Raw genomic sequence first — 20883 nt, 5'->3', positions numbered from 1 at the left:
GTTGCTACACCCATTCAGAAGCGCGAACGGTATCCGAACGGGACGAACGCGCCGCACCTCGCACACTTAACTGATGGCACCGCGACCGGCGCCGGACGAGATTGCCCCCTGCCGGCTAAAATGCCGGTACCGCCCCTACCTCGGGAGCCGCACCCATGATCTCCATCCGCCGCATCCTCGTCCCCACCGATTTCAGCGATTGCGCCACGAAGGCCGTTCGGTACGCCGCCGAACTGGCCGACAAGTTCGGCGCGGAGTTGGTGCTCCTGCACGTGGTCCCGGACACGGTGCTGGCTCTGCCGGACGCCGTCATGCCCGCCCCGGTGCCCGTCACCGACCTCGAAGCCCTGACCGAAGCCGGCAAAGTCGGGCTGGCGAACCTCGTGACGGCGCTCGGGCTCCAGCCCCGCAACCCGCGCCGGGAGGTGCGCCTCGGGGCGCCCGAACAGGAAATCCCCGCCGCCGCCAAAGACCTCGGAGCGGATCTGGTGTGCGTCGGCACGCACGGGCGCGGCGGGCTGGCCCGCGTGTTCCTCGGGAGCGTCGCGGAGCAGGTGGTGCGCCACGCCCACTGCCCCGTTCTTACGGTCCGACCGGACACGCACTGACGCCGCATCCGGTTGTTCCCAGGTTCCAAGTTCCACGCGAAGCTGAAGGCACACGAACGGCCTGGGTTTTGCCGAGCCGGCTCCCAACCCGGAACTTGGAACCTGAAACGACCGGATGCGGAGGTGCGGCATGACCGAAGTAGAATGGCTGGTAAGCGAAAACCCTGATGCGATGCTCAACGCCCTCACGTCGCCGAGTCAACGCAAGGGAATTCTCTTTGCGTGTGCGTGCTGCCACCGCATCGCTTCAACGCTGACGGCTTTTGGGTCGCAGGCGATTGCCGTGGCCGAGCGGTTCGCGGACGGGCATGCGAACCGGGAGGAGCTTTTAGCGATCAACCCGAGCCCGCCGAAGATTACGTCGTGGGACTACGGCGACCACATCGATTCAGGGGCCGCCGTCGCCTGCGCGGTCGACGGTGGCGAGGCTTCGCACCGCGGCTGGAAGCGAGCGAATCAATGGGCCGCAGTGGCGACCACGAATGTTCCGGCAGAATGGCGGACGCAAGCAAACCTCCTCCGCGACATCTTCGGGAACCCGTTCCGCCCCGTCACCTTCTCCCCCTCCTGGCGCACCGGCACGGCCGTCGCGCTCGCCTCCGGCATGTACGAGTCCCGGGACTTCAGCGCCATGCCCATCCTCGCGGACGCGCTTCAGGACGCCGGGTGCGACCGTGCGGAGGTGCTCGAACACTGCCAGAGAGACGGGCCGCACGTGCGCGGGTGCTGGGTGGCGGATCTGGTGCTGGGCAGGGAGTAACGCCACCGCTCGCCCCGGGCCGGCGCGTAACAAAGACGGCCCCGGGATCACTCCCGGGGCCGTCGCGTCACACACCGTTTCACACTGAGGACCCAACCGCCCGCCTTCGCGGACAGTTGTCGCTACCTCCTCCGTGTAGCGCCCGGAGAGCCAACCGGGGCACCCGGATTATCGACGCCGCCGGGCACGATTTGCGTGCCCGGCGGGAGTCGCGCCCCGCCGCAAATCGCGCCCGCGCGGCTCGATAATCCGGGTGTGCTCCCGGCCTCACTCCCCGGGACGCTGTTTCAGAGCCAGCAGCGACCGCGACCCGTGCTGGGTGCGGGTCGCGGTGCCCTCGCTCTTACTCACCGGCTCCGGCGGAACCCGACCCAACGGGCGCTCCGCCGGAGCCGTTTACTTGTTCCGCAGCCGGTTCCGGCAGACGGCACCAGTCGTTTCAAGTTCCAGGTTCCACGTTCCACGTGAAAGCTAAGGCACACGAATGGCCTGGGGCTTTTGCCGAGCCGGTTCCCAACTTGGAACCTGGAACCTGGAACTTGAAACGACTCACGATGAGTCCGGTTATTTCCCGTTCGCGCGGCAGTTCTGGCCTGAAGTGTGGCCCGCTCACTCCGTGAGCGGTTGCTCCGCGCATCCGCTCCGCGTGCAGTCGGTCCGGCGGTTGTACGCGACGCACATCCGAGCCCCGGCCCCCGCTCACGGAGTGAGCGGGCCACATTGAGAACCCGTACACGGCTACGCGGCTCGAACGGGAAACCACTGAAGCCCTTCGAGCACCTGGGCCGCCGATCCCGCTGGGGCTTGCCGGCGCGCCCGCTAGAGGTCGCGCACACGTCCGACTCACTTATCCGTCGTCATGCCGATCAACTCCAGTGCCGCCTTCGCGGCGTTGCGAACGTTCTCGTCCGGGTCCGTCTTGGCCAGCGACTTTAACCGGCTGCGGATCGCGGTGTCGCCGACGATAGCCTTTGTGTTCGCTTGCAGCCGCTTCACATCGAACGCCGCGCCGCGCAAAGCGGCGTGTGGCGGTGCCTCGTCGGCCGGCGCAGCAATTCGGCCCAGGTGGCCCGCCGTCAGCCGGCGGGTGCGGGCGTCCGTTCCCGCCAAGAGTTTCAGGAAGGCGTCCCGGGTGACCGTCGCCGACTCCTGCACGCGGTCCTCCATCATCGTCGTCACCCCTATGGCCCCGATCCGGTACCCGGTGCGCTTCGACTTTTCTGGCTCCGTTGCCGTCATCGGTAGAGCGGGCAAGCTGGCCACGTCGTCTTGATGCCGCAAGGCGTTGCCGAAGAACTCGGCGACATCTTTCGTGAGCTGGAACTGGGTGTAGGCCGCCACCCGTCGGACCTCCAGTTCCGGGTCAGTCGTCGCCTTGAGGATCAGTCGTGCGACCGCGGGCTGTTGGTCCAGTACCTTCCGAGATGCCGTATCGCCGGTGAAGTTGTTGACCAGAACGACGCCGTCCATCCGGCAGTGCGGGTCCGGTGACCGGAGGAGGCGGGCGATGGTGGGAAGAAGGGCTGGCGGTGGCGGCTTGAACTCGTGCAGCGCGGCGATCGCGTAATACGGCACGTGCCGGACCTCGGGATACTCAGGGTCCGGCTCCCGGTCGAACAGGGCGTCGAAAACCACTTGCGGGCACGCCACCTTGTTCGCCCTGGCGATACGGCCGAGCGCGTACACGGCGTACCCGCGCACCTCCGGGGATTGATCGAAGGCGGCCACGTCTTCCAGCGGCTTGAGCGCGTTGGCCACGCTCGGCTCGTTGGCATGCTTGACGAACCACGCTGCCGCCGCTTTCCGCACATCAAAGGGCCTCGACTCCGCGAGGGCGGTGAGCTTTTCGGCCACCAGCCCGGCCGTGATCGGGGCCGGGCGTTCCTGCAACACTTCACTGAGGAGCAGGAGCAGCGGGAGCAATGCCGGTAACACGTCTGTCACCCGGGGAAATGCGAAACGGGACGCAGAACCGATGATACGGCAACCCTCGACCGGCACGGAGGGCGAACCCGCTGGGCCTGTTCGCGGGCGAATCGAACCGCCGGCTTCACCCGGCCCGCGGTGTCCCACCGCGACCTGACCGAACGGCGGGTTCGCGCAACGACACGGGCCGGGATCACTCCCGGCCCGCTCGCGTTCCCGTGGCGTTCACTTCTCTTCCTGGGGCGCGGAGCGCTCACGGCACCGCCGGGCGAATTCGCTCCCCGAGCGGTACTGAACTCCGTCTGGCGGGGTTGTCGCAGCCAGTACCGCTCGGGGAGCGAATTCGCCCGAAAGCGGTGCTGGAACAGCGCTCCCCGCGAAGCATGCGCTGGTAGAAGCTCGGACGACGCAACATCGTCCTGTCGCAGAGCGACGAGCTAAACGGGTCACGAGAACGGGGTGATGGTAGCCGAGGTGGGGGCGGCGTGCAAGCGCCCAAGGCAGTCTTCCGGAAGACCGTCTTGGGCAGGTACGTTCGGAACACGTGCCGCGCGTCCATGCGCACACCCCACTTGGTAACCGGTTCGAGGGCACCACTTCACCCGCCCGAAATAATTGGCCACATCCCCCGACGGCGACACACTACTTGAGTTAAGTCGCTGCCCCGCCCGACACGAGGGCCACGGATGCCCGTTTCGCTCCTCAAGCTCTGCCCGCCGGCCGAAGGGCTGACCCCGGACGCCGAACTGCTCGGCCGGTTCGCGGCCACGCAGGACGAGGCCGCGTTCACCGAACTCGTTCGCCGGCACGGGCCGATCGTGTACCGCGCGTGCCGGCGGCTGGTCCCGGGGCACGCCGACGACGCGTTCCAGGCCGTGTTCCTGATCCTTGCTCGACAGTTCGCGACTGTGCGCAAACCTGCGGCGGTCGGGAGCTGGCTCGTCGGGACGGCCGGGCGCGTCGCCCGACAGATGCGTAAGGCGGAACACCGCCGCACGCGGTGCGAGCGGCAGGCCGGGCGCGATGAGGTCCAGGTCGCGCCGCCCGACTTCGGCGAGCTGGCATCGGCGCTCGAAGACGAAATCGCCCGACTGCCGGACGAACTTCGCGACCCGGTGGTGCTTTGCTGGGTCGGCGGGCGCACCTACGAGCAGGCGACGATCGACCTCGGCACCAGTGCGCGGACGCTGCGGCGGAAGCTGGACCGGGCGCGGGCGGTCCTTCGCGCGCGACTGGCGCGCCGCGGGATCGTTCCGGCCGTGGCGGCCGTGCTCGTCGCGGGTCCGAGCGAGGCGGCCGTGGCGGTGCCGGCCGCGCTCGTCGCGCGGACGGTGTCGGTGATGTTTCAGTTCCTCGACGGCGGCGCGCCGCACACAGCGGCGGTCGCAGTTGCGAAAGGAGTCGTGGACGGCATGGCCAAGCTCAATGTGTCCGTTGCGATGGCGACCGCGGCGGCGGCGCTCGTGTGCCTCGGGGTCGTATGGTCCCAGGATCAACCGGTTCCTCCTGGAACTCCGACGCCCGCCGGGGCGGGGCATTCTGCGGTCCTGCCGTTGGCCGGCGCCCACGGCGCTCCGGAGGTAGAACCGGAGCGCATCCCGGCGCGCGACGTGAACCGGACCGAGTCCAAGACCGCCAACTTCGTGGTCCACGCCCCGACTCCGATGATGGCGCGGGTCATCGCGGCGGAGGCCGAGCACCACCGGCGCGCGATCGCGCTGGCGTGGCTCGGCCAAGAACTTCCGCCGTGGCCGAAGCCGTGCGTGATCCGGTTCACCCCGGGCGGCTCGAGCGGCGGGGCCACCGGGTTGAAGTTCGGGACGAACAACAACGGCGAGCCGGCCCTGGCGACGGCCGAGATGGAGGTCCGGGGGGATTTCCTACTCGTGCTCGCGTCCACGCTGCCGCACGAGGTCACACACACGGTCTTCGCCTCCCACTTCGGCAAAGCGCTCCCGCGGTGGGCCGACGAAGGCGTCGCCGTCATGTCTGAATCCGACGACAAGCAGTTGAACCACGACGTGCGCGCGCGTGAGTTGCTCGGCTCCGGGCGGGGGATCCGCCTCAAGGTGCTGTTCCGTCTGACCGAGTACCCGCGGGACATGGTCGTCCTGTTCGCGCAGGGGCACTCCGTGGCGCGGTTCCTGGCGAGCGCACCGGCGGCCGGAACGCCCGTACTCAAGGACATCCCGAATCTTGACCGATTGTTTCGGAACCCGGGAGCGGACGGGCGCCGCCGGTTGGTCGCGTTCCTCCAATTGGGCACGGACGGCAACACGGCCGAGTCGTGGGATAAGGCCGCCAAGGCGGTGTACGGCTACGGGTCGATGGACGCGCTGGAGGAGGCGTGGCTCGAGTGGCTCGCCAAGCCGGAAAACGTACTGACGCGGAAGGACACGACGCCCCGCCCGGCACCGGTGCCAAAGCCCGGCGGCGAACTGATTCCACCGGTTCAATTCCCGGTCGCGCCGGGACGTCCGTAATCCGTTGGTCGAGTCACGTGTTGGTGAGTGACCCGGTCGCCCTTCCGACTACAGGGCGCGGCAGCGGCGAGCAGCTCGCTCACTGCCGCGATCCGAAGGGCGCATCCGCGGTGCCGGGTGGGTACGTTCGGCGCGAGAGGACCGGGCCGCAGCGCATGACCGAATCTGCAAGAAACTCCAGCAGCCCGACCTGATGACAATTTTGCCGAACGGAGTTCGACGAATCGTCGGAGATTTCCGCGGACGACCTCGCGGACCGCGTGAACGATCAATGTTGGAATGAATCTTCCCGCAACTTCGACCGATCCTGATTCACAATTTGGCTTTACATCGCGGCGGCTGTGACCCCGCTGCCGCTCGGTCACGGGCTGCGGTGGCTACCGCCGTGTCACCGCAGAGGGCGCCCGCCGCCCGCTCGCCCATATTGGCCCGGGTCGGGCGGATCATATAATCTTGAGAATCGACAAGGCGACCCGGTCGCCGGCGAACACCGAAAAGGGCCGCCGGTCCTTGCGGACCGTGTCGCTTGCCCGGAGCCACTCCGCCGAGGCCCGCTGATGGCGTCTTCGCCGACCAACGACCCGCCGCTCCCGCCGATCAAACTTGATGTTCTCGCCGGCGGGCTGAGCTACCTCGTCCCGGGGCTGGGCCAAATCTACCAGGGGCGGGTGGGGAAGGGGCTGCTCTTCTTCGGCGGGCTGTACCTGCTGTTCTTCTACGGCATGTGGATGGGCAACTGGCGCAACGTGTGGCTGCCCGACACCGAGGACCTGCCGGACGTGCAGTTCCTCGGGACCAGCATGCCCGGCCCGGCGAAGGCGATCTCGCACCGGTGGCAGTTCCTCGGCCAGGTCTGGATCGGCGCGGCCGCGTGGCCCGGCGTGTACCAGTACGCGGTGTTCGACAAGACCAAGGACGTCGGCCCCGTGTTCGGCAAGTTCCAGCGCATGCCCGACGAGCGGGAGCTGAACGACCTCCAGCGGAACGGCAACAAGCGCTGGGACCTGGGCTGGGTGTACACCGTGATCGCCGGCGTGCTGAACCTGCTGGTGATCTACGACGCGTTCGCGGGGCCGATGTTCCGCGAACCGCCCCCGGACTGGGCGTCGCACCACGGCGAAGCGGCCGCCGCGCACGAGGGCGAAACGGTCGCAGCGCAGGTCGCGCCCCCGGTGCCGCCCGCTCCACCGGTTGCCGCCCCGGCCCCGGTCACCGCTCCGGCTAACGAAGGAGGCGCGCCGTGAACCTTCCGCTTCTGGCCGTCAGCATTTACTGGGACCTGCCCGTGCTGCTGGTGGTGGTGAGCCTCGTGTACGCGGCCACCCGCCACGACCGCTGGGACAAGATCATCCACGAGGCCACCGGGTGGGGGCTGCGGATCACGCTGTTCCTCGCGGGCATCGGCCTCGTGCTGTACCTGCTCTCCACCTACCTGTAACGCCGCAACCCGGCGCCGGTCGGCGGTTCGTCGGTCGTGCGTACCACCTCCGGCGTCAGCAGGTGGGAGGGGGCGGCGCGAACGAAACGAGCGGTGCGGGTGAGCGAGGGCGACACGGCCCCGCACTCACCCGCACCGCTCACTCACACAGAATCCAGTAGTTTCCCGTTCGCGCAGTCTTGGCAATCGGCCGGGAGATCGGAACGCGCCGATCTCCCACCCGCCTGCTGACGCCGGAGGTGGCGCACACAACTGACGAACAGGAAGCTACCGAACCCGGTATCACGCCCGGCGCGCACTGCCGGGCACGCTCGATCAAATCCGGTGTCAGTCGTCGATGATGGGCTCGCCGCCCGCGCGGGTGATCATGTTCCGCAGCGTCCGCTCGGACGTGTTCGGCTTGATCGGCCGCACCGACCCGTCGGCCATCAGCACCGTCGCCCCGTACCCGTCCGGCGGGCCGAGCTTCGGCAGCGGCGTCCGGTCGCTGTACCTGAACTCGCGGGGCTCCGCCCACGGCACGTGCTCGGCCGCGTGGACGATCATGATCGTGTTCGAGGTCCCGTCCGTCACAGCGACCAGCGGCACCGGCTTGCCGTCCTCGTTGAACAGCGCGCCGCCGCCGTAGAACACGCGGTACGGCGTGCTGGCGGACGGCTCCGACAGGTGCGGGGCGGTGAACACCGCCAGCTTGGTGTTCGAGGCGGGTTGGTTCTTCGGGCTGTTCCACGGCTGCGACAGGTCGAACTGCTTGTGCAGCGAGTTCTGCTCGAGGTACGGCAGCAGCCCGACGCGGAAGCTCAGCTTGTCGTTCGTCCCCCCCATCCCGTTGCGAGCGTACGGCCCGGCGAAGCCGGTGTTCGCGTCCTGGTCGTTGTGCGCGGCCAGCCCGAGCTGCATCAAGTTGTGCGTGTCCTTCACCCGCTCGCGGATCGGCTTCATCAGGGCGACCGCGCCGATCCCGATGCCGACCCACACGAGGATGCCCAGCCCGCTGGCGAGCAACCCGCCGATCGCCATCCCGCGCCCGTTCGGTTTGCCGAGCGCGAGCAGCGAGCAGATCCCGCCCGGGATGCCGGACAGTCCGGCCGTGCAGAACGACAGCAGCCCCAGAATCAGGCCGGCCATCGCGAGGCCGCTCGACCCTTCTTTTGGCGGCCGGCGGTCGTCGTAGTCGTCCCCCGCGCCGCGGCGCCGGCGCGGCCGGTCCCCGTCGTCGTCGCCCTCCTCGTCGCGGCGCCGGCGCGGGCGGTCGTCGTCGTCGCGGTCCCGGTCGTCCCGGTAGCGGCTGCGCGGGTACTCGTCGTCGTCGGCCATCGGTGAACCTCACGGCAAAGCGGATCGGCTGACTAGGATAATAAGGGCGCACGCCCCCGTTCGCCATCCCCGAGTTCGTCCCGTGCGTTCCCCCCGCGCGGTCCCGCTCCCGGGCGGCCCCACGCCGACGCCTCGCTGCTGCGCGAGCGGCTCCAGGAGCGCGCGGCGAGAGCGCGGCGCGGAGGGGCCGCCCGCTCTCGCCGCGCCGGCTTCTTGTGACCGCACGGCGCGGTTGGTATCCTGACGGGTGACCGACACGCGACCGCAATTGATTGAGGGCCGGCACAATGGCCGAGCAGAAGCTCATTCTGGTGGTGGACGACGACCGCGAGCTGGTGGACGCGATGCGCGCCGTCCTCGAGCGGCAGGGCTACCGGGTGATCCAGGCGCACGACGGGCACCAGGGCAAGCAGGCGATCTACAACCAGCGCCCGGACCTCGTGATCCTCGACATGATGATGCCCCGGATGGGCGGCTACCCGGTGCTCGAGCACTTCAAGGACAAGGGCGACGCCCCGCCCATCATCATGGTCACCGCCAACGAGGGGAGCCGCCACAAGGTGTACGCCGAGTACCTGGGCGTGGTCGACTACATCCGCAAGCCGTTCGCCATGGAGCGCCTGCTCGACACTGTCAACCGGACGCTGTCCCCGAAGCCGGCCGACGAGAACAAGGCGGAGTGACGGGACGAAACGGCGAGAGGTTGCGCGGGCTACGGGGCCCCGCGCAACCTCCGACCGGAAGCGCCCGTGTCAGTACGGCGTGGCCGGCAGCGCGTTCCCCGGAATCGCGGTGTCGGCCGACGAGCGGTGGAACGCGCCGTGCCGGTTCATGACGTCCCGCGCCAGCGCGGTGTTCGCCGTGCGAACGGTCACCACCACCCGACCGGCCTCCAGTTCGGTGGCGTACCGCCGGGCCTCCTCTTCCGAAACGCCCAGCCCGACGAGGGCGCCGACGACCGTCCCGAGCCCCGCCCCGGCACTCGCTCCCGCGATCACCGCCACGATCATCCCCCCCGCGACCACCGGCCCGAGCGGCGACATCAGCCCGACCGCAAGGGCCGCGCCGAGGCCCAACCCGGCCACCCCGCCGACCGCCGCGCCGATCCCGGCGTTCTCCTCCCAGCTTGTCGGGTCGTCCGGCCCGAACACGCCGATCTGGTCGTCTTGGTAGCCCGCCGCGCGCAGCGCGTCGACGGCCCCGCGGGCGTCCGCGTAGTCCGGGAACACCCCGACCACGGTGACCGCGTCCGGTCCGTCGGTGTTGCTCTTCTTCATGTTGCCCCTCCCGGTGTCCCGCGCCGGCCGTGGGTCGGGCCGCGCTGGTACCGAAGGAGAGTGCAATCGGAGAGCCAACGGCGGTGCCGAAACGGACCTTTTTGCAACCGTCGTCGCAATCTCTGCTGTCTGAAAGCGTATGCGTCTGGGCGAATGAAATGGAAGATCACGCCCCGCGCTCGCCGCGCCAGCGGGCGCACAGGTCGCGGGCGGCCTCGGGCCAGGTCGGGAACCGGAACGCGAACCCGGCCTCCTGCAGCCGCTTGGGTACCACGCGGCGGCTCTTCAGGACCAGTTCCGATTCCGTGCGCAGCAGCCACGCACCGACCTCGACCATCCACCGCGCCGCGGGCAGACCGAACCGCGCGCCCCACGCCGCGCGCAGCGCACGCATGAAGTCCGCGTTGGGCAGCGGGTGCGGGGCCGCGATGTTCACCGCACCCGCGATGTCCTCGCGCCGAAGGAGGAACTCGACGGCCGCGATGAAGTCGTGGTCGTGAACCCAGGACACGAACTGCCGGCCGTCACCGGCGCGGCCGCCGAGCCGGCGGCGCACCAGCCCCAGCAACACGTCGAACACCCCGCCCCGGTCCGGGCTGAGCGTGATCGCGGCGCGCATCGCGACCTTCCGCGTGCGCGGCACGTCCGCGGCTTCCAGGGCCTGCTCCCACCGGGTCGCCACGTCGAAGCTGAACTTCCAGGTGTCGGGAGCGTCCGGTTCGGCGCCGAGCGCGCCGGTCTGCTCGTCGTTGGGGGCGTCGTACCGGTGGGCGTAGATGGTCGCGGTGCTGGCCTGGAGCCACACCCGCGGCGGGCGGGCGCACCGCGCGACCGCGTCCGCGAGCAACTGCACCGACCGCACGCGCGATTCGACGATGTCCCGCCGGTTCGCGGCCGTGTACCGGCAGTTCACGCTCCGCCCGACGAGGTTGATGACGGCGTCCGCGCCGTCGAGTTCGGCGCCCCACGCGCCGGGCGAGCGCGCGTCCCACGGGAGCACCTTCCACGGGGCCGGCCGGAGCACGCGGCTCAGCACCGCGACCTCGTGGCCGTTGGCGTGAAAGTGGCGCGCGAGGACGGTGCCGACCTGCCCCGACCCTCCGGGAATAACGACCTTCATGTGACGTGCCCGGAGTGAGAATGATGCTCCGGGGGACCAACCGCCAGACGTGAGCGGCGCGCAACCGCTACTTGTTGAGCAGCGCGAAGCCGACCAGCCCGAGCCCGACCGCGGCCAGCGTTAGCGCTGCGAAGATGAGCGTGCGCAGCAAGCTGTACATCGCCCGCAGCGAGCCGAGCGCCTTCATCAGGTGCCAAACGTCCTCGTTCCGGGTCTCCACGACCTTGCGGAACGAGGTCGCGGCCCCGCCGGTCCAGAACCCGACGCACAGGCACAGCAGCGCCGCCGCGCCCAGCCCGAGCGCGGGGCCGTAGTTGCCGCTCGCCTGTGCCGCCTGCGCGACCGTGAGCGCGGCCAGCGCCACGAACGCGAGCCCACCAGCATCATGAGGTTGGAGGTGGCGCGCATCGCGTCGGCGAGGGCGGAGATCTCGCGGTTGTGCTCGTCGCTGAACTCGTACTGCTGCGACTTGTACTCTTTGATCGGCGGCAGGTCGGGTGCGGGGGTGGACACGGTTCGGGCTCCGCGGAAGGAGTGCGTTCGCGCTCTTTCTAAGTAGTTCGCCGCGGGCGTGTCCGGCTTTTCGGACGAGCCGGGCGCGCGGCGGTCGCGTGCATTCGCCCCGTGTTCCCAGAGCGTTGTCCCGAGTCCGAAACGGCCCGGTCGTTCCCAGTTCCCGGGGGCAAAACCCCGCGCCCCGGAACTGGAAACGACTCGTCGAGGGCTCACCCCTGCGGCTTGGCGACGTCGATCACGACTTCGTCTCCAGCCTTCACGTCCCGGAGGATCTGGGTTTTCTCCGGTGTGAACTTGCCGCCGAAGTAATCGGGGGTGTCCGGAGAGATCCCCATCCGCCCCGTTACCGCGATCCGGTAGCGCCCGGCTTTAATCCCCTTCCCGTCGATCCCTTTCACCTGGAACGTGCCCGCGTCGGCGTTCACGTCGGCGGTGTAGGACTCTTTCGTGTCGCTCGAGATGAACACGATCGAAAGCGCGCCACTGACCCCGGGGGGCAACGACCGGGCGCCTTTCGGAACGGGAACCTTGGACGCGTCCAGCGCGAACGGTTTGTTGTTATCGACCAGCTTGCCGTTGACGACGCCGCGCGGCGAGTCGTCCCGGTTGCCCTGCGAGCCGCCGCAGCCCGATGCGGCGCAGATGGCGAGGAACAAAATCGCTTGAAACGGACTGATCCGGCGAATCATGCTTAGCGCTCCGACGAAATGATGGAAAGCCAAACGGCACGGGCGGAGCCATCGGCCCCGCCCATGCGGACTGGCGAACGCGCGGCGGGGCGGCGCGCCGTTAGTAGTTGCCGGTGATGGGCTGGCCGTCGTTCCGCTGCCCGAGGCGGTTGAAGGTGGTGATGTCCACGGAGTAGCTGATCAGCTTGACGGAGCCGTCGCAGAAGACGGTGACGAACCCGCCGGAGTGGGGGCCGCCGAAGCAGCCGTTGCCGTCGCCCGTGTTGGTGTCCGGGAGCGGGAGCCGGTCGGTTTCGCGGATCACGTCGTGGTCCCACCCCGAGGTGTAGCCCTCGTTGTCGTCGCCCTGGAACCCGCCGAGCGCCGCGGAGTTCAGCCGCTTCTCGCCGATGAGCATGGTGTTCGAGGTGCCGTCCGTGATCGCGGCCAGGTTGAGCATGTCCATGGCCGGGGTGAACGTGTTCGGCGCCGGGGCGGGCCAGCCGCTCCACTTGCAGTCGTGGTAAGAGATCGCGCCGTTGTTGCTCGTGCCCTGGCAGCCGGCGTAGTCGCTCTGCGCGAAGTTCACCGTCCCGCCCGGGCCGTACCACGACCCGCCGCTGAACACGCGGGGGCTCGAGCCCGCCTTCGACGGGCAGTAGAAGGCTTTCACCGGCGTCCCGCGCACCTGCGTGGACGCGGCGTCCACGGTCGTCGTCCCGCCGCCCTTGTACAGGCTGTCCTGTTCCAGGAACGGCAGGATGTGGAAGCCCCACCCGCAGCCCTGGTCCTTCAGCCCGTACGGGGTGCCCGGGGCCGAGTAGGCCGGGGCGCGGTCCCAGCCCGTTCCGCCGTGGGGGAGGTACCCGGTGGTGTCGTGGTGGTTCTGAACGGCCAGCCCCATCTGCTTGAGGTTGTTCGTGCACTTCATCCGGGCCGCGGCCTCGCGGACCTTTTGCACGGCGGGGAGCAGGAGGCCAATGAGGATCGCGATGATCGCGATCACGACGAGTAGTTCGATCAGCGTGAACCCACGCCGCGAACGGGGAGAGAGGGAGAGCATGAGCGACGGACCTCTGAGAAAATGAAGGCAAAAACGCACCGGCAATGAGCGCGTCAAAAGGACCGCCGAACCACCGGTGCAAAGAAGGTGCGAGCGTGCTAGGAGAGCCTACACCCGAAGCTCACATTACCATGGCGCCGGTAGGATGCAAGGAAAATCGCCAGATAGACGGCCCTGTGCCGCCGGCACATCGGGCGACGGCGGTTTTTACCGAACAGAAGAGGTCGCGACCGTCGGTGCGGCACTCGTTCCGGCACGGGCGCGCATCCGCGCCGAAGTCTTCGAGTCACGCAGGTGAGCAGCGGTGGCGAAATGTTACGTGATGTTGTGGGGCCGACCGCCAGTCGGCCGATCGGCCCCGCACCCGAGTTGATCCGCAATTCCCGTGCGAGCCGGCGCCCGGGAACGGGCGGCCGGCGGCGTCAGCCGTCGTTCCACTTCACGAACGCCTCGAGCGCGTAGTACTCGGGCAGCCCGAGCGCGTCGTAGGTCCGGGCGGTCGCGATGTTCCGCTGCTCGGCCCGCTGCCAGAACTCGCGCCGGTCCGTGCCGCCCGGGAACATCGCCTTGTCCTTCTGGCTCTGGTGCCGGAAGATGGCCTGCTTCTTGCGCTCCACCACGTCGGGGCTCAGCGGCACCGCCATCTCGATCTCGTGCGGCTCCCACTCCTCCCACGCGCCCTTGTACAGCCACACGTCCGGGGTCACGCCCTCGGCCCGGACCCGGCGCACGGCGGCGAACACCGCCTCGGCGCACACCCGGTGCGTGCCGTGCGGGTCGCTCAGCTCGCCGGCCACGTACACCTGGTCCGGGCTCAGCCGCTTCAGCAGCGCCACGATGTCCTCGATGTCCTGCGGGTGGATCGGGTTCTTGGTGCGGGTGCCGGTGTGGTAGAACCGCAGGTCCATGAACTCGAGCTGCTCCGGCGGGATGCCGCACACCAGCGCCCCCGCGCGGGCCTCGGTGGTGCGGATCACGGACTTCACCTTGAGCACCTCCGGGCTGTCCCGCTCGCCCGCCTTCTTGGCGTCGAGGAACTGGTACACCCGCTCCTTGAGCGTGCCCGCCGACGACTGCTCGGCCGAGGTGCCGAACGACTGGAGGAACTCGTCCACGAAGTCCACGAACCGCCGCGCGTCGTGGTCGAACACCGCCACGTTCCCGCTGGTCATGTACGCGATGTGGACCTTGTGCCCCTGCTCGACGAGCCGGATGATGGTGCCGCCCATCGAGATCACGTCGTCGTCCGGGTGCGGCGAGAACACGATCGCGGTCTTGCGGTCCCCGTCGCCCGTCACCCGCCCGGCCGGGTACGGCTTAATCGTCTCCATGCGGTCGTGGAACACGGCCTCGCCGATCTGCTCGGCCGGCCCCTTCTCGCGCAGCAGCTCGTACAGGTGGTGGTCGCGGAAGTCGTCGTCGTTGAGCTTCTGGAGCCCCTTCTTCACGGTCAGGGCCAGGGCCACAACGGCCTTGCGGACCAGCTCCGGGCTCCACCGGCACGGCCCCACCTCCCACGGCCGCTTGATGGCCGTCAGCTCGGCCGCCGCGGCCTCGTCGAGGACGAAGGTGGCGTCCCGGTGGTCCTGCAGGAAGCTGGCGGAGATGGCCTCGGTCGGCGCCTGCTCGACGGCCTTATAAACGATGCTCGCCTTATGCTCACCGAACGCCATCAGGAAGATGCGGCGGGCCTCCAGGATGCTCGCGACGCCCATCGTGAGGGCGTGGTGCGGCACGTTCTTCTCGCCGGAGAACCCGTCGGCGGCGTCGCGGCGGGTGATGCTGTCGAGGGTGACCAGCCGGGTGCGGCTGTTCTGCGGGCTGCCGGGCTCGTTGAACGCGATGTGTCCGGTGCGGCCGATGCCGAGCACCTGGATGTCGATCCCGCCGAACGAGCGGATCTTCTCGTCGTACTCCTCGCACGCCGCGTCCACCTCGTCGGGCTTGAGCGCGCCGTCCGGGATGTGGATGTTCTCCCACTTCACGTTGATGTGGCTGAACAGCGTCTCGTGCATCCAGCGGAAGTACGAGTGCTGGCTCTCCTTGGCCATCGGGTAGTACTCGTCCAGGTTGAACGTGACCACCCGGGAGAAGTCCAGCCCCTCTTCTTTGTGGAGCCGGATCAGCTCGCGGTACAGGCTCACCGGGGTGCTGCCGGTGGCGAGCCCGAGGACGGTGTGCTTGCCGGCCGCGTTGCGGGCCCGGATCAGCTTGTCGATCTCCTTGGCGACGTGCCGGGCGGCGGCGGCGGCGGTGGGGAACTTGACGGTGCGGGTGCGGGTGTGCGGGAGCGGGTGCGGAAGGCTCATGCGCGGGTTCCGTGGTCTCGGCGGGCCGGAAGGTGATGTTCTAAGCACGCCGGCCCGGTTGTGTAGGCCGCCCGCGGGCCGGCGCGCACGCCGCCGGGCGCACGACCGGCTACGGCCCGGCGCAGAAGGGCGGTCCGCCCGCGCCGGCCCCAAGCTCCCGCACCGGCAGCCCATTAACCAAACGGCCGGACGCTGCGCACGACCGCCCAATCGGACCCGCGGAACGCTTTGACGTGTGACGGGTCCGTGGCCGAAACGGCGACCACGTCTGGCGCCCCGTCCCCGTCCGCGTCGGCCACGCCGACCGCCGACACCCCGCCGAGGTACGGCGCGTCGAACGCGAGCGCGCCGCCCAGCGGCGACGCGTCCCGCCCGTCAAACACCTTCACGTGCCCCCCCGGCGCGCCCGCGCCGGCGCCCACCACCAAGTCCGCGCGGCCGTCCCCGTTCACGTCCCCGGCGCCCACGAACACCCCGCCGCCGAACCCCTCGAACGCGAAGAAGCTCCTCAGCACCGACAGGTCCCGGCCGTCGAGCACCTTCACGTGGCTGCTGCCGCTCCCGGTGCCGACGATCAGGTCCGCGCGGCCGTCCCCGTTCACGTCCCCGGCGCCCACCCGCACCCCGCCGCCGAACCCCTCGAACGCCAGCACGCTCTGGAGCAGCGCCCCGTCGCGCCCGCCGAACACCTTCACGTGCCCGTTCGGCGCGCCCGCGCCGGCCCCGACGATCAGGTCCGCGCACCCGTCCCCGTCGAGGTCCGCGGCCGCCACGCTCAGCCCGCCGGCGAACCCCGCGAACGGCAGGAAGCTCATGAGTTCGGCGCCGGTCGCCCCGTCGAACACCCGCACGTGCCCGCCGGCCCCGGCGGTCGCGGCCACCGTGTCCGCAACCCCGTCGCCGTTCACGTCGGCCGCGGCCAGGACCACCGCGCCGGCGTACCCCGCGAACGGCGCGAACTCGCGGACCGCCCCGCTCACCGGATCGAACACCCGGACCGTGCCCGAACGGCCCGGGGACGGCACCAGGATCGGTGAGCCCGTCGCGGGCGCCTCCGCCCCCGCGCCCGGAACCGTGAGCACCACGTCCCCGCCCGCGCCGCCCCGGTAGGTGATCCGGAACGTGACCCCGCCGGCGGTAAACACCGCCCCTTCGGGCAACCCGTCGAACGTGCCGGAGACCGGCGCGCCTGAGTTGTTCTGAACGATGGTGAACCGGCTCCCGGGCGCAGGCGCGAAGCCGACCCGCAGGTTCAGCCGCGTGCCCGCCAGCGTCACCGCGCCGCGGGTCGCGATCTGGTCGTACCCGCCCCCCGGGACCGAGCCCTCCAGCTCGATCGTGATCGTGTCCGTCGGCCCCAGGGTCAGGGCGCCGACGTTCAGCCGCCCGGGGCTGTTACCGGGGCCGAGTTCGCCCCCGCCGTTGGACCCGATGTTGCCGGTCGTGCCGCTCCCCTGGAAGATCGAGTCGTCGAGGGTGATGTCGGTGAACGTTGTGCCGTTCACGTTCAGAACGGCACCGTCCCGCACCACCGTGCCGCCGGTGTACGTGTTCGCGCCCAAGAGGCTCAGCCGCCCCGGCCCCGACAGCGTCAGCCCGCCGGTCCCGCTGATCACCCCGTTTATCCTCTCTTCGGGAAGGATCGAGTTGATGGTCAGCCGGCCCGATCCGAGCAGCACCCGGGACTGCCCCACCGCCCCGATGGGAGGTGCGGCGTCGCCCACTCCTCTCACGGTTTGGTCGAACCCGTTGAGGTCGAGCGTGGTCTCGAACAGGAACACCTGTCCGCGGGGCGACAGCGTGCCCGCGGCACCCGCCCGGAGGGTCCCGGCGTCGACGTAAATCGCGCCCTCGAACGTGTTGGGGCCGGACAGCGTCCAGGTCCCCAGGTTCGCGTAATTGACGCTTCCGGCGCCGACAAACGCGCCCGCGAACGTGACGTCTTCAGCCGGATCACCCGTGTTGCCGACGAACAACGGGACCGTGCTCGCTAGGATCACGGTGCTACCGATGTCTCCGGCCAGGGATTTCAGAACCACGAGTTCGTTTGTCATATCAAGGGTGGCGCCGGCGCCCAAGGTTACGGCCGCGGTCCCCTGCCGCACCAGCCGACCGTTGTACGGCGGAACGCCTGGTCCCTCATCGAACTGCGCGTGCCCGGAGACCACCGCACGGGCACCGGGTCCGAGCACTAGGCTGTCCCGCACGGTGGCACCGAACACGTACCCACCGGCCTGCTCCAGGGTGCCCAGGTAGGTGGTACCACTGAGTAGCTGAACGGGACCGGAAAAGCTGGAGCCGGTGGTCTTGTTCTGGAGGTCCAGCCGCCCGTCGCCGGTCTTGGTGAGCCCGACGGTGCCCGTGATGTACGCCCGGACCGTCAGCTCGGCGCCGGTGTCCGTGTGGAGCACCGGGGCGCCACCGACCAAGTCGAGTTGGCTGGTCGAAAGGATCTGGAGGTCCTGGTTGACGATCGCGTTCCCGGTGCCGCCGCTGATCACGTTGTCGGGCAGCACCCCGCCGTTGAGCCGTAGTACCGTGTCGGTGGCGATTTCTACCCGGTTGTTGCTCCCCAGGAGTTCGATCCGATCGACGGTCAGTCCGGTGACATCCATTGCGGACGCGACCCCGCCGTTGAACTGGATCACCACCCCGGCCGGGTCGGTCGTGGCCGCGGTCGGGGCCACGTCGCCGACCCAGTTGGCGGCGGTACTCCAGAGGGCGTCGGCGCCCCCACCGTCCCACACGAACACGGTGGCCGGCAGGTCCCGCGATTCCAGAAGTTCGGGCGAGCGGAGGGGCGACGAAGGCATGTTAGTGTCCTGCTGTTGGCTTCGGCGGATTGTCATTATCAGACCCCGGATGTGGAGTTTCCCACAAAAAAGCGGCTGCTTTTAGCGGCGGGGGTTGATTGTACGTTCACTCGTGTTCATCTGGCGCAACGTCGCCTAGTGACGCGCACCTTCGAATCCTGTCGTATAACGTTTTAATGTACTCGAATATGCTGGCTCGTGCCTGCCCGCGGGTGACGTAATCCTCGTGGTGGACCAACTCCTTCTTGAGCGACGCAAGACGCTCTCCATCGGCGCGTTGTCTCAGCACTGGCCGACCCGCTCATGCGGCACGTGATCCGCTCCTCCGCCAACCGCCGCTGGTCGTGCTGGCTCGCGTACGGGCTCCCCCGATCCGAATGAGCCACCAACCCCGGAGATGGAAGCCTGTGGGGGCGAGGCGGGCCAACGCCATCTCCAGCGCGTCCACCACCAGCCGGCTGGTCATCGTTTGATCCATCCACCCGCCCAGGGCCACGCGGCGTAACAGGTCCTCGACGGCCGCCAGGTACAGCCGCCCCTCGCGGGTCGGAATGTCGGTGATGTCCGCGACCCACACCGCTTCCGTCTGGTCCGGGTCGAATGTCCGAGCCAGTCGGTTCTCGGCGACCGGCAGCCCGTGGTTGGGGTCGATCGTCTGCCGGAACTTGCGCTTCGTTTTCGCGGCGATCCCGGCTCCCCGCATGAGTTCGGCCACGGCGTGAAGTTCCCACGAAAGGTGGACAGCGGCAAAGCGGTGTAAACTCCGAGTATTCAGACACCACAACGGCTGGTACGCGCAAGGTCTACACGCCGGAGTTCAAGCTCCAGGCGGTCCAGATGATCACCGAGCAGAAGCTCTCGGTGGCCGAGGCGGCGCGCCGCCTCGGCCACCGAGAACCGGCTCCACGACGGGAAGAAGGCGGTCCTCAAGAAGGGTGCCGAGGCGTTCCCGGGATCGGGGCACCTGACACCGGTCGAAGAGGAACTGCGACAACTCCGGGCCGGCGTCAAGCGGCTGGAGATGGAGCGCGACATCCTCAACAAAGCCCCGACGTTCTACGCCACCCGGATGAAGTGACGTTCGCCGGGATCGAGGAACACAAGACCGAGTGGCCCATCGCGCTGGTGTGCCGGGTGCTGGACGTGTCGCGGTCCGGGTTCTACGTGTGGCGGTCGCGGGAGCCCAGTGCCGCCGAGGTTCGACGCGAGGAGTTGACCGAAGAGGTAAAGGAGATTCGCGCCGACGTGAAGGCTCGCTACGTGAGCCCACGCGCCCACGCCGAACTCGTAGCGAAGGGGCACGCGTGTTCCGTGAACTTCGTGGCCCGGATCGTGCGGGGGCGGAATCGCTGCAAAAGCCACGCGCAAGTTCCGGCAGACGATCGACCCCAACCACGGGCTGCCGGTCGCACCGAACGTCCTCGACCGGGATTTCGACCCAGAGCAGCCGAACACGCGCGGGTGTGCGGACATCACGTGCATCCCGACCCGCGAGGGGCGGCTGTACCTGGCGGCCGTCGAGGACCTGTTACGCCGCGTGGCCCTGGGCGGGTGGATGGATCAAACGATGACCAGCCGGCTGGTGGTGGACGCGCTGGAGATGGCGTTGGCCGCTCGTCTCCGGGGTTGGTGGCTCATTCGGATCGGGGGAGCCCGTACGCGAGCCAGCACGACCAGCGGCGGTTGGCGGAGGAGCGGATCACGTGCCGCATGAGCGGGTCGGCCAGTGCTGGTATCATGCGGCCATGGAGAGCGTCTTGCGTCGCTCAAGAAGGAGCTGGTTCACGACGAGGACTACGCCACCCGCGCGGACGCGAAGGCGAGCATCTCCGAGCACATCAAGGCGTTCTACAACCGCGCCCGACGGCACTCATCGCTAGGGCACGTTGCCATAGAGGTGTACGAGCGAACGTATAACTAAACTCGCCGCTAGAGCCTGTCCACTTTTCGTGGGGAACTCCACTCGCTCATTCACTTCACCGGCCTGGCGCGTTCCTTGTTGTCCTTCAGGAACTCGACCGCCTTCGCGGGGTCGGTCAGTTCCGGCGGGAGCGCCACGCGACCCGTTCGCGCCGGAACCGGGAGCGTCGCGGGCCGCCCCTCTGTAAGCTCACGCATCTTGCGGATCTTGTCCTGCACGCGCATGAGCCCTTCCAGCAACGCTTCCGGGCGCGGCGGGCACCCCGGAACGTACACGTCCACGGGGACGATGAGATCGACGCCCTTCGCGACGTTGTAGCCGTACTTGTAATACGGCCCGCCGCCGCACGTGCAGGCGCCCATCGCGATCACGAACTTTGGGTCCGGCATCTGGTTGTACAGGCGCCGCACCCGCTCCGCCATTTTCAGGTTCACCGTGCCGGCCACGATCATCAGGTCGGCCTGGCGCGGGGTGGCGCGGAACGCACCCGCCCCGAACCGGTCGATGTCGTACCGGGGCGCCCCCGTGGCCATCATCTCGATGGCGCAGCACGCCAGACCGAACGTCATGGGCCACAGCGACGACTCCCGCGCCCAGTTGATCGCGTGCTCCAGGTTCGTGGCCACGAACCCGTCGCGCATCGCGCCTTCGAGCAGTCCCATGA

General features: G+C 69.0%; 16 protein-coding genes and 2 pseudogenes. 7 read left to right on the top strand and 11 right to left on the bottom strand.

From position 1 onward, the window contains the following. Positions 1-155: 155 nt before the first annotated feature. Entirely contained in the window at positions 156-608 is a 453-nt protein-coding gene (locus GobsT_RS34255; RefSeq protein ID WP_010053284.1) for a universal stress protein, read from the top strand. A gap of 130 nt (positions 609-738) precedes the next feature. Continuing rightward, positions 739-1368, top strand: coding sequence for a hypothetical protein (locus GobsT_RS40230; RefSeq protein WP_010053266.1), 630 nt, complete (start codon positions 739-741; stop codon positions 1366-1368). A gap of 843 nt (positions 1369-2211) precedes the next feature. Here GobsT_RS40230 and GobsT_RS34245 read toward each other — a convergent pair. After that, entirely contained in the window at positions 2212-3303 is a 1092-nt protein-coding gene (locus GobsT_RS34245) for a HEAT repeat domain-containing protein (RefSeq protein WP_148087979.1), read from the bottom strand. A gap of 677 nt (positions 3304-3980) precedes the next feature. On the opposite strand from GobsT_RS34245, the gene GobsT_RS34240 reads away from it, so the two are divergent. The 3 genes from GobsT_RS34240 to GobsT_RS34230 all read left to right on the top strand — a co-directional run bounded on the left by GobsT_RS34240 (position 3981) and on the right by GobsT_RS34230 (position 7215). Beyond that, entirely contained in the window at positions 3981-5777 is a 1797-nt protein-coding gene (locus GobsT_RS34240) for an RNA polymerase sigma factor (RefSeq protein ID WP_010052802.1), read from the top strand. A gap of 557 nt (positions 5778-6334) precedes the next feature. Further along, a complete protein-coding gene (locus GobsT_RS34235) occupies positions 6335-7021 on the top strand; it encodes a DUF6677 family protein (RefSeq protein WP_010052806.1) in 687 nt (228 codons plus the stop codon). Continuing rightward, entirely contained in the window at positions 7018-7215 is a 198-nt protein-coding gene (locus GobsT_RS34230) for a hypothetical protein (protein WP_010052805.1), read from the top strand. The genes GobsT_RS34235 and GobsT_RS34230 overlap by 4 nt, the downstream gene beginning before the upstream one ends. Positions 7216-7542: 327 nt before the next feature. On the opposite strand, the gene GobsT_RS34225 is transcribed toward GobsT_RS34230, so the two are convergent. Then, a complete protein-coding gene (locus GobsT_RS34225; protein WP_010047082.1) occupies positions 7543-8532 on the bottom strand; it encodes a DUF1559 family PulG-like putative transporter in 990 nt (329 codons plus the stop codon). A 287-nt stretch (positions 8533-8819) separates the two neighbouring features. On the opposite strand from GobsT_RS34225, the gene GobsT_RS34220 reads away from it, so the two are divergent. Continuing rightward, complete coding sequence (locus GobsT_RS34220) at positions 8820-9215, top strand: response regulator transcription factor (protein ID WP_010047085.1); 396 nt, start codon at positions 8820-8822, stop codon at positions 9213-9215. A gap of 69 nt (positions 9216-9284) precedes the next feature. Here GobsT_RS34220 and GobsT_RS34215 read toward each other — a convergent pair whose 3' ends face one another. The 8 genes and pseudogenes from GobsT_RS34215 to GobsT_RS34175 all read right to left on the bottom strand — a co-directional run. Further along, entirely contained in the window at positions 9285-9809 is a 525-nt protein-coding gene (locus tag GobsT_RS34215; protein WP_010047088.1) for a general stress protein, read from the bottom strand. A gap of 166 nt (positions 9810-9975) precedes the next feature. Continuing rightward, a complete protein-coding gene (locus tag GobsT_RS34210) occupies positions 9976-10929 on the bottom strand; it encodes a TIGR01777 family oxidoreductase (RefSeq protein WP_010047090.1) in 954 nt (317 codons plus the stop codon). A gap of 67 nt (positions 10930-10996) precedes the next feature. Continuing rightward, positions 10997-11293 carry a hypothetical protein gene (locus GobsT_RS34205; protein WP_010047091.1) on the bottom strand — a complete coding sequence of 99 codons (297 nt, stop codon included), beginning with the start codon at positions 11291-11293 and terminating at the stop codon, positions 10997-10999. 361 nt (positions 11294-11654) lie between these two features. After that, positions 11655-12134 carry a hypothetical protein gene (locus GobsT_RS34200; RefSeq protein ID WP_010047093.1) on the bottom strand — a complete coding sequence of 160 codons (480 nt, stop codon included), beginning with the start codon at positions 12132-12134 and terminating at the stop codon, positions 11655-11657. Between the two features lie 100 nt (positions 12135-12234). Further along, positions 12235-13176, bottom strand: a complete 942-nt coding sequence (locus tag GobsT_RS34195; RefSeq protein ID WP_010047095.1) for a DUF1559 family PulG-like putative transporter — start codon at positions 13174-13176, stop codon at positions 12235-12237. 422 nt (positions 13177-13598) lie between these two features. Then, positions 13599-15485, bottom strand: coding sequence for a glucosamine-6-phosphate deaminase (gene nagB, locus GobsT_RS34190; RefSeq protein WP_010047098.1), 1887 nt, complete (start codon positions 15483-15485; stop codon positions 13599-13601). Positions 15486-15658: 173 nt separating this feature from the next. Further along, complete coding sequence (locus tag GobsT_RS34185; RefSeq protein WP_010047100.1) at positions 15659-18298, bottom strand: beta strand repeat-containing protein; 2640 nt, start codon at positions 18296-18298, stop codon at positions 15659-15661. Positions 18299-18404: 106 nt separating this feature from the next. Beyond that, positions 18405-19019 (bottom strand): annotated as a pseudogene (locus GobsT_RS34175) (IS3 family transposase); the annotation flags it as partial. A 116-nt stretch (positions 19020-19135) separates the two neighbouring features. Here GobsT_RS34175 and GobsT_RS41365 point away from each other — a divergent pair. Next, a pseudogene (locus GobsT_RS41365) lies at positions 19136-20219 on the top strand (IS3 family transposase). A 50-nt stretch (positions 20220-20269) separates the two neighbouring features. Here GobsT_RS41365 and GobsT_RS40225 read toward each other — a convergent pair. After that, positions 20270-20881 carry an NADH-quinone oxidoreductase subunit B gene (locus tag GobsT_RS40225; protein WP_010052562.1) on the bottom strand — a complete coding sequence of 204 codons (612 nt, stop codon included), beginning with the start codon at positions 20879-20881 and terminating at the stop codon, positions 20270-20272. Positions 20882-20883: the final 2 nt, after the last annotated feature.

It is taken from the genome of Gemmata obscuriglobus, assembly GCF_008065095.1.
Classification (GTDB): domain Bacteria; phylum Planctomycetota; class Planctomycetia; order Gemmatales; family Gemmataceae; genus Gemmata; species Gemmata obscuriglobus.
Note: the sequence above shows the minus strand (reverse complement) of the source record. Positions and strands in the feature narration are given on the sequence as shown.